General features: G+C 32.1%; 10 protein-coding genes and 2 pseudogenes. 3 read left to right on the top strand and 9 right to left on the bottom strand.

What is annotated here, in order from left to right; genetic code table 11:
* Positions 1-46: 46 nt before the first annotated feature.
* From V6E76_RS09315 to V6E76_RS09325, 3 genes and pseudogenes are all read right to left on the bottom strand, one after another.
* Positions 47-564: pseudogene (locus V6E76_RS09315) on the bottom strand (GrpB family protein).
* A 22-nt stretch (positions 565-586) separates the two neighbouring features.
* Positions 587-1,420, bottom strand: a complete 834-nt coding sequence (locus tag V6E76_RS09320) for a hypothetical protein (protein ID WP_247352719.1) — start codon at positions 1,418-1,420, stop codon at positions 587-589.
* 4 nt (positions 1,421-1,424) lie between these two features.
* Complete coding sequence (locus V6E76_RS09325; RefSeq protein ID WP_247352722.1) at positions 1,425-2,132, bottom strand: alpha/beta fold hydrolase; 708 nt, start codon at positions 2,130-2,132, stop codon at positions 1,425-1,427.
* A gap of 185 nt (positions 2,133-2,317) precedes the next feature.
* On the opposite strand from V6E76_RS09325, the gene V6E76_RS09330 reads away from it, so the two are divergent.
* Positions 2,318-3,447 (top strand): IS3 family transposase gene (locus tag V6E76_RS09330; RefSeq protein ID WP_205710580.1). Its coding sequence is split into 2 segments (ribosomal slippage): positions 2,318-2,558 and positions 2,558-3,447, totalling 1,131 coding nucleotides; the frame shifts between segments, so codons are not numbered across the junction.
* A 753-nt stretch (positions 3,448-4,200) separates the two neighbouring features.
* On the opposite strand, the gene gtfB is transcribed toward V6E76_RS09330, so the two are convergent.
* The 5 genes from gtfB to V6E76_RS09355 form a co-directional block, all read right to left on the bottom strand.
* Positions 4,201-5,535: an accessory Sec system glycosylation chaperone GtfB gene (gene gtfB / locus V6E76_RS09335; protein ID WP_247352724.1), complete on the bottom strand. Its 1,335-nt coding sequence runs from the start codon at positions 5,533-5,535 to the stop codon at positions 4,201-4,203.
* On the bottom strand, positions 5,528-7,033 hold the full coding sequence (gene gtfA, locus V6E76_RS09340; RefSeq protein WP_166626264.1) for an accessory Sec system glycosyltransferase GtfA: 1,506 nt from the start codon (positions 7,031-7,033) through the stop codon (positions 5,528-5,530). The genes gtfB and gtfA overlap by 8 nt, the downstream gene beginning before the upstream one ends.
* Positions 7,034-7,057: 24 nt before the next feature.
* Positions 7,058-7,246, bottom strand: coding sequence for a hypothetical protein (locus V6E76_RS09345; RefSeq protein WP_166626265.1), 189 nt, complete (start codon positions 7,244-7,246; stop codon positions 7,058-7,060).
* Between the two features lie 77 nt (positions 7,247-7,323).
* Positions 7,324-9,204, bottom strand: a complete 1,881-nt coding sequence (locus V6E76_RS09350; protein ID WP_499797799.1) for a fibrinogen-binding adhesin SdrG C-terminal domain-containing protein — start codon at positions 9,202-9,204, stop codon at positions 7,324-7,326.
* 595 nt (positions 9,205-9,799) lie between these two features.
* Complete coding sequence (locus tag V6E76_RS09355; protein WP_166627285.1) at positions 9,800-9,982, bottom strand: glycine zipper domain-containing protein; 183 nt, start codon at positions 9,980-9,982, stop codon at positions 9,800-9,802.
* Positions 9,983-10,147: 165 nt separating this feature from the next.
* Here V6E76_RS09355 and V6E76_RS09360 point away from each other — a divergent pair, with 165 nt between their 5' ends.
* Both V6E76_RS09360 and V6E76_RS09365 read left to right on the top strand, forming a co-directional pair.
* Positions 10,148-10,297: a hypothetical protein gene (locus V6E76_RS09360; RefSeq protein ID WP_156889197.1), complete on the top strand. Its 150-nt coding sequence runs from the start codon at positions 10,148-10,150 to the stop codon at positions 10,295-10,297.
* 113 nt (positions 10,298-10,410) lie between these two features.
* Positions 10,411-11,532, top strand: a complete 1,122-nt coding sequence (locus V6E76_RS09365) for a 5-methyltetrahydropteroyltriglutamate--homocysteine S-methyltransferase (RefSeq protein ID WP_026867707.1) — start codon at positions 10,411-10,413, stop codon at positions 11,530-11,532.
* 119 nt (positions 11,533-11,651) lie between these two features.
* Here the strand turns inward: V6E76_RS09365 and V6E76_RS09370 are convergent.
* Positions 11,652-12,781, bottom strand: a pseudogene (locus V6E76_RS09370) (MFS transporter).
* Positions 12,782-12,943: the final 162 nt, after the last annotated feature.

Raw genomic sequence — 12,943 nt, forward strand, 5'->3', positions numbered from 1 at the left:
AATATTCTTTGTATTTGGAAAATCATCTAATGTTGACTGCTTTTGATTATTTAAGTGAGTCGTAGGACTTAAGTATTCTATTAATGTATTCAGTTTTCAAATCAGTATAATTGTGCTTATCATTCTTGTTTGCATTGGCAAGCTTAATTTTTAATGATTCATATTCATCCCTTAAGTTTGGATGTTTTCGTAAAACATCTCTAAACTTTATTTGTTGATTTAAAAAGTGATTATTTTTCTCATATAGATGGATCTGATGAGTTCTTGGGTTTCCTTTTAAAAAATAGTATCGATCGGGAAGGATGTTGCTTCCTTTAGAAGTGTAGTTTAGCTTTTGTAAGTAATGAATATAGTAATTGATATTTTGAAAACTATCTATTTCTATAGCAATATCTAAAATAGGTTTGGACTTAGATTTTTAACAGCAGTACTGCCAATGTGATGAACTTGAATATTATGACCTTCAAAGACTTCAAGTATCTTTTGCTTTTCTTGATTAAACAGAAGTTCCCATTCTTTATCATAGTTAACAAGAAGCACTTTATTATCTGGTAATCCAAGCATAAACTCACTCCTCTATACTTTATTATTTATGTGTTTTTTTATATGTAATTAGGCTAGGGGCTTCGTTAATCAAAAATGGGGAAAATAACTCATAAGAGTAGAGATCAGTAGTGTCGATTTCAAAACATAAACTTGTTATACCAGATTCCTGAAGTCGGTATAGCATACTTACAAATTGGTTTAACAACTGTGTTTTCATAGAGTCATTTTCAAAATAAATCCATCCTACTTCTTTTTTATCTTCTAAATAATCAAAAATTAATAAAAAGGCGGTAATTTTGTTTCTTTCATTGTAAATAACAATGGAATGATTGAAATCTAGGTCTTTTGATACAGTGTTTCTCCACGTATTTAGATCAATATTCCCTAATGGATTTACTCTATGAGTATTTTTATACACATCAAATACTTTAGTGAGTAAGTTATTGTTCAAAGTAAGTTTCGATGGATGATAGTTATGCTGAGAATCATAAGATTTAAAGTAGTTTATTATTGTAGTAATAGATATGTCTGGTTTATATGTTTTTCTTATTTCGGCAAAATTATTATTAGAAATAAATTTATTATATATTCTACTTTGAGTTTCAAGTTTCAATATATAATTAGAGGTTGGTAATTTGGCCTTTAATTTATTAAACATAGTATTCATTATTTCACTATCATTAAAATCTCTAAAAAACGTAAAATGAAGAATTATAGAATGTGGGTGGAAATTATTTTTAGTATAAGTTAATAATGCAATTAATTTATCATTAATTTTGCAACTTACCACCATTCCTGTAGATGGGCAAATTCCATTTAAATTCTGGTCTAGATCAAGGTCTTTAATATTATCGTGCATGGTAATATTCACCATAATTTTACCTCTCATGTAAAAAAGATTTCAGTATAGCATTATAAATATCAGGTTGTTCTAAATGTACATTGTGTCCTGCATAAGGAATCACTGCCACATGTATTTGTTCGTTATTTTTAGGGTACTTTATTACGCCAGATACTTCTAATGGATTGTTTTCACCAACAATATAAAGTGTTGGGGGACCAATAGTACTTAGATCTTTAGTAAGTTCAAACGGATACCAGTCAGCACTTCTTGTTAAACCTAAAAGTTTGGTCCAATTACCTTCATGTATTTGATCAAAATAGGATTTTAGGGTAGGGTTTTTTAAAATTTTAGCAGTATCCTTTGATTGATCTTCATTGATTTGCTCCCAGTTATCTGGCTTTTCTGGCATGATTCCAGATAAAGTTAGACTTTTCGTGTTGTTAGGGTATCTTTTGGCAAATGTCAATCCAACGAGTGCACCTATAGAACATCCAACGATATGTGAAGACTCGACTTCTAGATGCCTCATAGTTTCGAATAAATCTTGTGCAGTTAAATTAAAATAATCATTTAAATCATCCGCTACAGATTTACCATGTCCTCTTAAATCTGGCAGTATTACTTTATATTTCTCCATAAAATAATCTTTCTGTTCTGTGAGTTCTGTCTGACCAGTCTGCAATCCAGTATGTAGAAAAATAATAGGTTCGCCGTCACCAAACTCTTCCGTGTATAATATCATTTTTTATATCTCCTCTAAATTAAGTAACCGATAAATTTCCTGTTCTGTTTTTAAATTATTTGCAGCTAAGTATATAAGAACTCTAATCCTCCACTTAACATGCATTGTATTAATCGTCTACACTTGATTGGACAACTCCTATGAGGGAGGTTATTGTTAAATCAAAGAAAGTAGGCGATTTTTTTATGACAAGAACAACATTTACCCCAGAGTTTAAACTACAGATGGTGCGATTATTTGAAAATGGTAAACCTAAATCTGAAATTGTACGTGAGTATGATCTAACCCCCTCATCATTGGATAAGTGGGTCAAGAATCATCAAGCGACAGGCTCTTTCAATCATTTAGATAACTTAACAGATGAAGAAAGAGAAATGAGACAACTCAGAAAAGAAAACCAGCAACTTAAGATGGAAAATGACATTTTAAAGCAAGCAGCGCTGATCATGGGACGAAAATAGATGTCATTCGTGAGAATGTCGATAAATATTCAGTATCAGCAATGTGTAAAGTCCTACAAATCCCAAGAAGTACCTATTATTATGAATTGAATAAACAGACTGTTGATAATTCAGAGGATATCATCAGTCATAAAGTCGTTGAGATATTTAATGCGAATCGCCAGTGTTTTGGCACACGTAGAATTAAGCATGAGTTAAATAAAATTGGTCTCAAAGTCTCTAGAAGACGCATCGGTCGAATTATGAAAGCAGAAAGATTGGTATCATCGTATACTTCATTGAAATATAGACCGCATTCCTCACAATACAATGAACGGAATATCATGAATAGACTCAGTAGAAATTTCATTAGACAGGCACCGATGGAGGTGCTCGTCAGTGATTTAACCTATGTAAAAGTGTCAGGAAAGTGGCATTACATATGTGTATTTATTGACCTGTTTAATCGTGAGATTGTTGGGCATAGTGCAGGTCCAAATAAAGATAGCCATCTTGTGTCATCAGCGCTGAGTACCATTAAACATGATTTAAGACAGGTTCAAATGTTCCATACAGACCGTGGGAAAGAGTTTGATAATCATTTGATTGATGATGTACTTGACACATTTGGTATCAAAAGATCACTGAGCATGAAAGGCTGCCCCTATGACAATGCGGTTGCTGAAACGACATTTAAGGCACTGAAAACAGAATTCATTAGACAGTATCATTTTACATCTCTACAACAGTTAAAAATTGAACTATTTGATTATGTGAATTGGTATAACAATATTAGACCACATGGTGCACTCGGTTATATGACACCGAAGGAGTATAAGGAAGCACTCTATAAAAACTGTCTAAAATACTGTTGACATACCAATAACTAGATGACTTCCAATACTTACGTTATATCATTCTCATAATTAATTATATATAAATACAATCTACGCAATACAATACACATATTGATTGATTTATGTATCTATTCTTTACTCTCAATGGAAATCTACTATTGGCACTTTGCAAATATAAATAAAAAATCCTTTAAGCCCGTATTCTTTAACTTTTTTAAGAAAGATTTCCAAGAAAATGTTAGTAAAATTGATATCCATTTCATTAATTTCAAAATTTTTCATTAGATTCAATAATATTTATGGCTTTGATTAGATACTTTATATAAATCAGTGATAATGTATGAGCTATAGAAATGATGATTTAACAATCTTTTATATATTTCCGTCATAGATCGATAAGGATTATAAGTTATTTCTACATGATCAGATAACATCTCTAGGTTTCGAATATTTTCATTAATATAATGTCTAAGCAAATTTTGAAATCTATCAAAATCTTCTAAATTATCCTTTAGTCTCTCCTATTCAATAATTTTATTAGGATTATATATATTCATAAAAAGTGCTTAATAATATTTCTTCATAACTCTCTCCCGTAACGCTTACTATAGAATTTAAATCCCTAATTTGTTGCCTTGTTAAATTCAGTATAACCTTCACATTTTATCTCTTTTTTGTATTGGTATTAAGTTGAACTGGAAAGTCAATAAAATTTAAAACCTTAAAAATTACATAGCATTTTTCTAACTTAGCTTTTTATAGAAGAAATCGCTAATTATTTATTTTTTTAAAACCATCTCTAAACACTTCTTCTGTAATAGATGCACCTTGAATGAGTTGTAATTGAAGGCGAGTATCGATTAGATTTGATTTTGATTTAAGTTCTGTTAATACATCGCTTAATTCATCTGTTCTATTTATATCAAAGATATTCTCAGAAGCCGTGACATCAAAGTTATGAGCGGTGTCTTTATAGGCTAATATCAGTAACTGATAATCAAATGCCCCTCTAACGGCATCTAATATTTCATTACCTTTATTGATGTCTAAGTAAATACTACTTATTTTGTAAAGTTCTTTTATTTTAGAAATTTTTTCGTTTGGATATAGGTACACATTGGGATTCCGATTTAGCTTCATTAATATATTTGACATTTCTGTTAGCGCAACGATGTGAAAGTTTAATGATGTATGTGTTTCGATTAAATCTTTCACATTTACAATTTGATCTGAGTTGGTAAGTATTAATACATTGTTTGTTTTTTTATTCTCTTGAACAAAATGATAGACGTATCCAGATTGATAGATTTTATCTCTATATTTATCTTCCATTAATTTCATTACTTGTTTATAATCATTCTCTCCACTTATCATAGCTCTGTATTTGTTGCCTGGTTTACTCAGAAGGTTCTCTAGATGTTTAATTGTATTATTATCAATTTGCTGTTGATTAAAAATAATGTTACCTGTGGCATTCTCTAAACTATTAATCGTTGCAGTGGTGAATACATAGCTATTAGTAAAGAAAGAAGAGTCCTGCCATCCATTCATAATTAAATAAAATTTATAAAATTCAACCTTTGAATAGAAATGATATCTTTTTCCTTGGAACAAAAGCTCTATATCATTAGTAATTAAATTCTCTGTCAAAAAGATTTCATTTCGATCATTAATATATTGTTTTAATATTCTTTGTCCAGTTTCCGGATTCACTATAAGATCAGCATATTTTAGACCATTCTTATCATAATAATCTATAAATTGCACTCTTCCTTTTAAATCAAACCATTCTACTCGTTCAACAATTCTTCTTTTATAATTGGCCTTGTAAAATATTTTCCCTTTTATAGATCCAGAATCTTTAATTAATGCAAAATTATTATTCCCTTCAATTTCCCAAGTTTTAGGAACTTCAACTTGATTAAAAAATAGAGGTTTTTTTTCACTCTTTTTATTTTCAGAGAAAAATGAAAAAGGACTATAGACTTCAACTGGTAGGAAGCCATCATCCTTCAAGATGATAGTTTTATTATTTACTTTCGAGTATTTCAATGATTTGTACAAAAGAATTGTTTTTTTGTTAAATGACTCAAAAAGATTAATCATATAGTACCTCCTCAGTGAGTCTTTGCCATTTATTAATTACATCTGACAGTTTAAAATCTTCAGCAATTCTATATGATGATTCATGTATTTTTTCTAAATCATCATTAAAATAATCGATAATCGCTTCCCTCAATTTTTCTATAATCATTTGATCTGTAGAGTTATTAAAATCTATATCGACAAGGTAACCATTACTACCATGATTAATAAAAGTAGGATTGCCATAATTAACATTAAAACCAATAATACCAAGACCCGATCCTACTGCTTCCATTAAGGTTAGACCAAAACCTTCACTCTTTGATCCTGATAGAAATAACTCATAATATTTGTATATTTCAGTTAAGTCTAAGTGTCCACAAAGTTTAATATAATCATTGGCATGATAAGATTCTATTAAATCATTCAATATTTTCTTTTGACCACCTTCACCATAAATATCAAAGGTAAGCTCTGGTAAAACTTTTTTCGCTTCAATCACTGCTTTTATAAGCCAATCTACATGTTTTTCTGTAGCTAAACGCGATGCTGTTATTATTGAATATGGTTTCCTTTCTTCACTGTATTTAATAGATTTTAAATTCCCAACTGGGATAGTAAAAATTCGTGGTGAATAATTATAGTACTTTTTAAATTGATTATTTAACACTTTTGATTGTCCTTCGGTCGCAGTGATGAAAAAATCAAATAGATCAACATTAGAAAAAACATATTCATAGTAGTTATTCCATAAAATATAATCCTCTGTTGTGTATGTGTGGTTGTAATGTTCAGCGTGTATAACAACACCTACTTTTGCGTCTCCCTTATTCTTCACTATTTCTTGGCCAATCTTGGCGTTTCTATCAATAATTAAAATATCGTTATCTTTTAACGACAAACATTTTAAAAAATATCCAACAAAAGCTGCTTTAGAATAAAAAATACTATCTTTAAAAACAAAAATACTATTGTTGTTACTTATAAATTCTCGATATGCTATGGAACCATTCTTGTTAAAGAAGCATCGTTTATATAATTTGGCAGTATTATTTTCTGGGACAAAATATTCACTTAATATTTTCGTATAGGAATAATAATCTCGTCGAAGAAGTTTTCCTCTTGAAATATATTCAACCCTATCTACATAAGGTTCATCCTTATCTTTTAAGTAACATATTAAATAACTTTTATTGTTATCATAAAAATATTTTACTTTATCTTTGTCAACTTCTTTATGACTAATCTCTATGTCCTGAGAATTCAATACTTGATCTATTGTTACTGATGTTTTAGCAATTTCTATATCTGTAAAGTATTGATAAATCCATATAATCTCATCATCTTTAAAACCAATATTACTTGTCAACGTCTGAATATTTTCCTTACCAATAAAATCTAAGAAAATAAATTTAAACTCTGTTTTTAACTTTCTTAAAGCTTGAGCTCTATATACTTGAGCATATTCCACTCCACTACTTGCCCAACCTATTCCAAAATTAATATTGTAAATTGTCAATACATCACATCCATATTTACATATTTAAAACACTGTTTTAAAAATACCCAAAAGTATCATTATTAGTAACATTAGGGTACCTAAAAATGATATTGTTAAAAACTGTTTTTTAGGTTTTTCATCTTCTTCAGGATTATAATTATTTAATTCCTCTTCAATTTGTCTGTTGATTTCATCTAATTCATTATCTTGATCATAGTTATTATTGACCATACTAGAAACTCCTAACCTTTTAAATAATATAGAAAATAAGCCAAGGATAATCCTTGGCTTATTTTTAATTTACTATACTAGTTATTGTTATTATACTCTTCATCTTTATTCTTACCTCTTCTGAATAAAGCTAAACCACTTAACCCAAGTAGAGCTGCGATTAAGCCGCTGCTAGATTTTGCTTCCCCAGTATCAGGTAATTTCTCAACGTCACCATCATTGTGATTATCCGATACATCAGATTGATTTTCCAAGATATCTTGCTCATCATCTTCAGAAACAAACTCTGCCTCGTTGATTGACTCAGAACTACTTAATAATTCGGAATTTAAGATTGATTCGCTTTCTGATTCTGTCTCACTAATTGACTCTGATTCAGAGATTGATTCGCTTTCTGATTCTGTCTCACTAATTGACTCTGATTCGCTTAATGACTCAGACTCACTGATTGACTCTGATTCGCTTAATGACTCAGACTCACTGATTGACTCAGACTCACTGATTGACTCTGATTCGCTTAATGACTCAGACTCACTGATTGACTCAGACTCAGAGATTGATACTGATTCACTTAATGACACTGACTCGCTGATTGATTCTGATTCGTCCCCGTCAGCTGATCCTGAGCCTTGTTTTAGAATATTTTCATTATCCCAATAATAGGTGCTTCTTGTATTTCCATAGTAATTTGTATTAGATTCTATAACCCTTGTTTTAACATTTTCTCCATTAGAATCATATTTACCATTAACTACTACAACATAAGTTTTGGATATATTACCAAAATCGATACTGATGGTATTATCCCCATTGTCTCGTATATAGGGTCTTACACCTTCAGTAACATCTATATAGTTTGGATTACTAGTGTCAACATAATAGCTATCTGTTAATTGTGACTTATCCACAACTTCATAGATACTCAAATTAGTATCATTTAGATTTATGCGAGTACTACTTGTAGACGGATCACTATGATATCCCTGTAGTGTTACAACTGAGTTGTATAAATTATTACCTTTTGGATTAACATAAATTGACTGTTGATATTCATTTTGACCCGAGTGGATATCAATTTCAGTAATGAATGAAGTTACGTTCGCACCATAAGTTTCTGGTTGACCTTGAACAGGGTCGCCATAATCAATGACAATTGGAGCATTAAATCTTTCTCCAGCAATATCAAAATCTAAATTGTATGTACCACTATTTGGTGTATTCTCTCGATCAGTAAAGATCGGTAACTCAAATTGACCTGTAACATTAGTTTTCTCATTCACATAATCTGTAAATGTATAAGTACCTAATTTATCAAGAGTATTATAACTTCCTGTTGCAACAACTTGACCATCACTGCTTAATAATTCAGGGAGATTCATTATGTTATTTAAATTTGTATAATCCACATCTCCATCTGCAGTTAAATTATAAGGTATTTTGAAAGTGAAATAATCCCCTTCTATTACATTTCCTTCTACCTTGAAGCTTGAACTTAATTCTGTATACCCACTTCTATTTGGATAAATTGGTCCGCTATTAAAATCAAAATTTTCTATAGTTACTTTATCATTAACTAATTGTCCTGACGCATTTTCTGCTGTTACTTCTTCACTTGCTACTGGTTCAGTGCTTACTTCTTCACTTGCTACTGCTTCAGTGCTTACTTCTTCACTTGCTACTGGTTCAGTGCTTACTTCTTCACTTGCTACTGGTTCAGTGCTTACTTCTTCACTTACTTCTGCTTCAGTGCTTACTTCTTCACTTGCTACTGGTTCAGTATTGGTTTCATCTGTAGCCTCTTCAATTTGTACACTTGATAACTCACTTGCTTTTGCTTCATTTCCATTAGCAAATACAAGTGTTGCTCCGATCAACACAGAGGCCGTCCCCACGCTTAATTTACGTATAGAATACTTATTATGTCTGTTTGGTAAAAAATCTAACCTTTTCTTATTCAATCCTAATTTCCTCCTTCGGTAGCTCAAAATCATAATATTTAGGTTATTAACATTTAAAATTATATCTCATTTTCTATTTTTTTCTTCCTTTTTTTTGATATTTTTTACATAATTATAGAAATCATTTGTGTAGAGTGTAAAGTCTAACAGTCAGCAAAAGATTCTTAACCAGTATTAAATTTGTCGTGATAATAATCTTCTATATGGATTTATCTAAATCAGCCTAAGATGGTTAGTTTTTCATTTTTATCATTTTTATGTTTTATATTACGAAAAGTTGAAATTATTATTTTTGGAAACAATACAGATGAGATTATCTCATTTCTATCCGATAAATTCTTAAAATTGTAAAATATGAATCGTCTACACTTGATTGGACAACTCCTATGAGGGAGGTTATTGTTAAATCAAAGAAAGTAGGCGATTTTTTTATGACAAGAACAAGAAGAACATTTACCCCAGAGTTTAAACTACAGATGGTGCGATTATTTGAAAATGGAATCCAATGTATGGATATGGTGAGGCTATCGAGAGAAATATAGGTTTCAACAAATATCAGAAAGAACGCCCAAACGATATGGCGTTCTTATTTTATCTACTTTTTACCCAAATATCCCATGCTACCAACGGCTGCACCAAAAGCGACTCCAAGCGCTATACCAGTCGCTAAATTATCCATCACAAGTCCAATAACTGCACCAAGCACCACACCAATACCTAGCCCAATTCCTACAGCGCCACCACTATTCCCCTTACTATTTTCCTCCTCTATACTCACTTCATACACCTCCAAACACTTTTATCTTAAAGATCTTAAGCAGTTGTTAAAGGTAATGCCGTTAGCTACTCTTTCTTAACCTATACCCAATTTGAATATAAGTAGTTAGTTGTTCACCATAAAAGGGAATAGAAAATAAATAACAATATTAGGAAGGGTGACGTAATGACTCAATATAAATATGGAGATGACCATACTAAGCCCACACATCATAAGGACCGTAAGGAAGTAAATATTTTTGATATATTATTTAATACCTTCTTCGAATTCATACTTTATATTCCACGTCTCATCTTTAGAATCTTTTTTAATTAATTTATATATGGTATAGCTAAAAGTTATAACCAATCATGAAATTTAACAGTTACGCTATTACTATGAAGCTGTGCTACCATAAATTCATAGAAAAGATGAAGGAGTGGTTAGTCATGACAGTAACATCTACTAAAACAGCACCATTTAAATTCGATAATGTAGGGAGTTTCTTACGTCCCGTTAAATTAAAAGCCGCACGCGAAGATTTCAAAAATGGTGAAATTTCTCAAGATGAATTAACACAAGTAGAAAATGAAGTCATTGAAAACTTAATACAAAAACAAAAAGCAGCTGGACTAAAAGCAATCACAGATGGTGAGTTTCGTCGTTCTTGGTGGCACTTAGATTTCTTTTGGGGGCTAAACGGTGTAGAGAAAGTCGAAGCTGAGCAAGGTTACAAGTTCGCAGATGTTGAAACAAGAGCAGAGACAGCACGTTTAACAGGAAAGATTAGTGGAGAGAATCATCCATTTATCGAACATTTTAAATTTGTTCAGCAGTTTGCTGACGACGATGTCATTGCACGTCTGACGATTCCAGCTCCAGCACAGTTTTTAGCAGAACTTGTCCGTCCGGAAAACAAGGCTGCGACTGAAGAATTTTACCCGAATGAAGAAGACCTTTTGAAGGATATTGCGAGTGCATATCAGACATTTATACAAGAATTATCAGCAGCTGGATGTACGAACCTACAAATTGATGACTGCACATGGGGCATGATCGTCGATGAGAATTTCTGGAAGAACATGAATGACGACTTCACAGTTGAATCACTCAGCCAAAAAAATGTGAATCTAAACAATGCTGCCATTGAAGGGAAGCCTGAAAATCTTACAATTACTACACATGTTTGCCGTGGTAATTACCGTTCAACTTGGGCATCATCCGGTGCATATGACAAAGTATCTGATGAATTATTCGGGAAAGAAAATGTAGCAGGTTACTATTTGGAATTTGATACAGAACGTGCAGGTGGATTTGAATCATTAGCCAAAGTAAGTGGAGACAAACAAGTCGTCCTTGGATTAATCTCTTCAAAAATTCCTGAGTTAGAGGACAAAGAAGAAATTAAAGGAAGAATCGAAGAAGCTGCGAAATACATTAGTAAGGATAGATTATGCTTAAGTCCACAATGTGGATTTGCATCGACTGAAGAAGGAAATAACCTGACTGAAGAAGAACAATGGGCTAAACTTCAGTTGGTTAAAGAAATCGCTGAGGAAGTTTGGGGATAATACTATAATAGTAAAGGACTGGACCATTATTGGCCCAGTCCTTTTAGTTTGTGTGATCTATGTTTTAAGGCTATTTGTCTAGGATGGACATGAGAAGTTGGCGTGCTCATTCAATCCTCTTAACCTGCGATATTCTCAGGGTCTCTTACAATATAATCATCATAATTCTTCTCAGTTTTATTACCAATTGCAGTAATTAACAAGAAACCAACCACATATAAGCCTAAAAGTATCGACATTGTGTAATTATGGTTATGTGTAATATCGAATATCCATCCGATTACGAATGGGAAGAGTCCGCTTAAGATACATCCGCCGGTTTGCATCATAGCAGTCCATGAGTTCGCACCTTGTGAGGTAACTGTTTCATCTAATGGTAACATCATGGCTGCGGAATAGAGTCCACCTAATGGAATCCCCATCATAAAGGCAGCAATCCACATTAATGTATGATCTCCAGTCCAGAATAATCCTGTTGCAATGGCACCGATACCGAGTATTAAGAATATCCAATTTCTTCTTGCAGGATATTTTTCCATCAAGATCGGGAATAGTAGGTTAAATACGACTTGCATAGCCATAACTGCAGCGAGTAACATCCCACCTTGAATCATTGACATACCATTATCTACGGACATAGGTACAAGCCATGTTAATGTAGAAAAATATAAGGCAGCTTGTAAGGCATAGAATAACATGAATAACCAAGGCATTTTTTGTACCCAAGGTGACGGGAAATTATATTTAAATTCAGGCACAGCTTGGGATGGTGTGTTGTTTTGGGCACCAGGTTTGTAAATAAGACGACAATAATCGCTAAAAATGAGAATACTGACCAGATTGCTAAGGCGAATGGGTATGAATCCATACTTGTATAAAAGGCCCCTGTTAGAGCTGCTGTGGTTGCTGAACCTGCGCTCATAAAGAAGGAAGAGATACCGATCGCAACGGCAGCATGTCCTGGAAAGTATTTTTTAATAACAGATGATAGCGTTGGCGCTAAGACAGCAATTGCTAGACCAACAAAAAATGCAGAAATAAGTAAAGTTATAAATCCTGTGTAAAAACCACGGATTAATGTAGAAATAAGTAGGATGGAAAGCATTAATAATAAAGTGATTTTTGACCCGAGCGTCTTGTTGAGTACTGTTGCAAGTAAGGCAAAAATACCCATACATAACACAGGTACTGTCGTTAAAAGACTCGCCTGTGTACTAGATAAATTTAAGGACTCTTTTAGCGTATCCATTAATGGCCCGATAGATGTTATACCTAAACGTAGGTTAATGGAAACAGCTGCAATGACAAACAATAATATTAAAGTATTTCGATTGTACAAGTTTTTCAATCATTTTTCCCCCAGCCATATTTGGTATAAATTACAATAACTAATATGATACCATTAAGATTA

It is taken from the genome of Jeotgalicoccus huakuii (assembly GCF_036665975.1).
Taxonomy (GTDB): Bacteria; Bacillota; Bacilli; order Staphylococcales; family Salinicoccaceae; genus Jeotgalicoccus; species Jeotgalicoccus marinus.

Excerpts from the sequence above, each read along its gene's own strand:
- V6E76_RS09345 (WP_166626265.1), bottom strand. The coding sequence starts at position 7,246 with ATGGTCAATAATAACTATGATCAAGATAATGAATTAGATGAAATCAAC.
- V6E76_RS09360 (WP_156889197.1), top strand. The coding sequence starts at position 10,148 with ATGACTCAATATAAATATGGAGATGACCATACTAAGCCCACACATCAT.
- gtfB (WP_247352724.1), bottom strand. The coding sequence starts at position 5,535 with ATGATTAATCTTTTTGAGTCATTTAACAAAAAAACAATTCTTTTGTAC.
- V6E76_RS09325 (WP_247352722.1), bottom strand. The coding sequence starts at position 2,132 with ATGATATTATACACGGAAGAGTTTGGTGACGGCGAACCTATTATTTTT.
- V6E76_RS09365 (WP_026867707.1), top strand. The coding sequence starts at position 10,411 with ATGACAGTAACATCTACTAAAACAGCACCATTTAAATTCGATAATGTA.
- V6E76_RS09320 (WP_247352719.1), bottom strand. The coding sequence starts at position 1,420 with ATGGTGAATATTACCATGCACGATAATATTAAAGACCTTGATCTAGAC.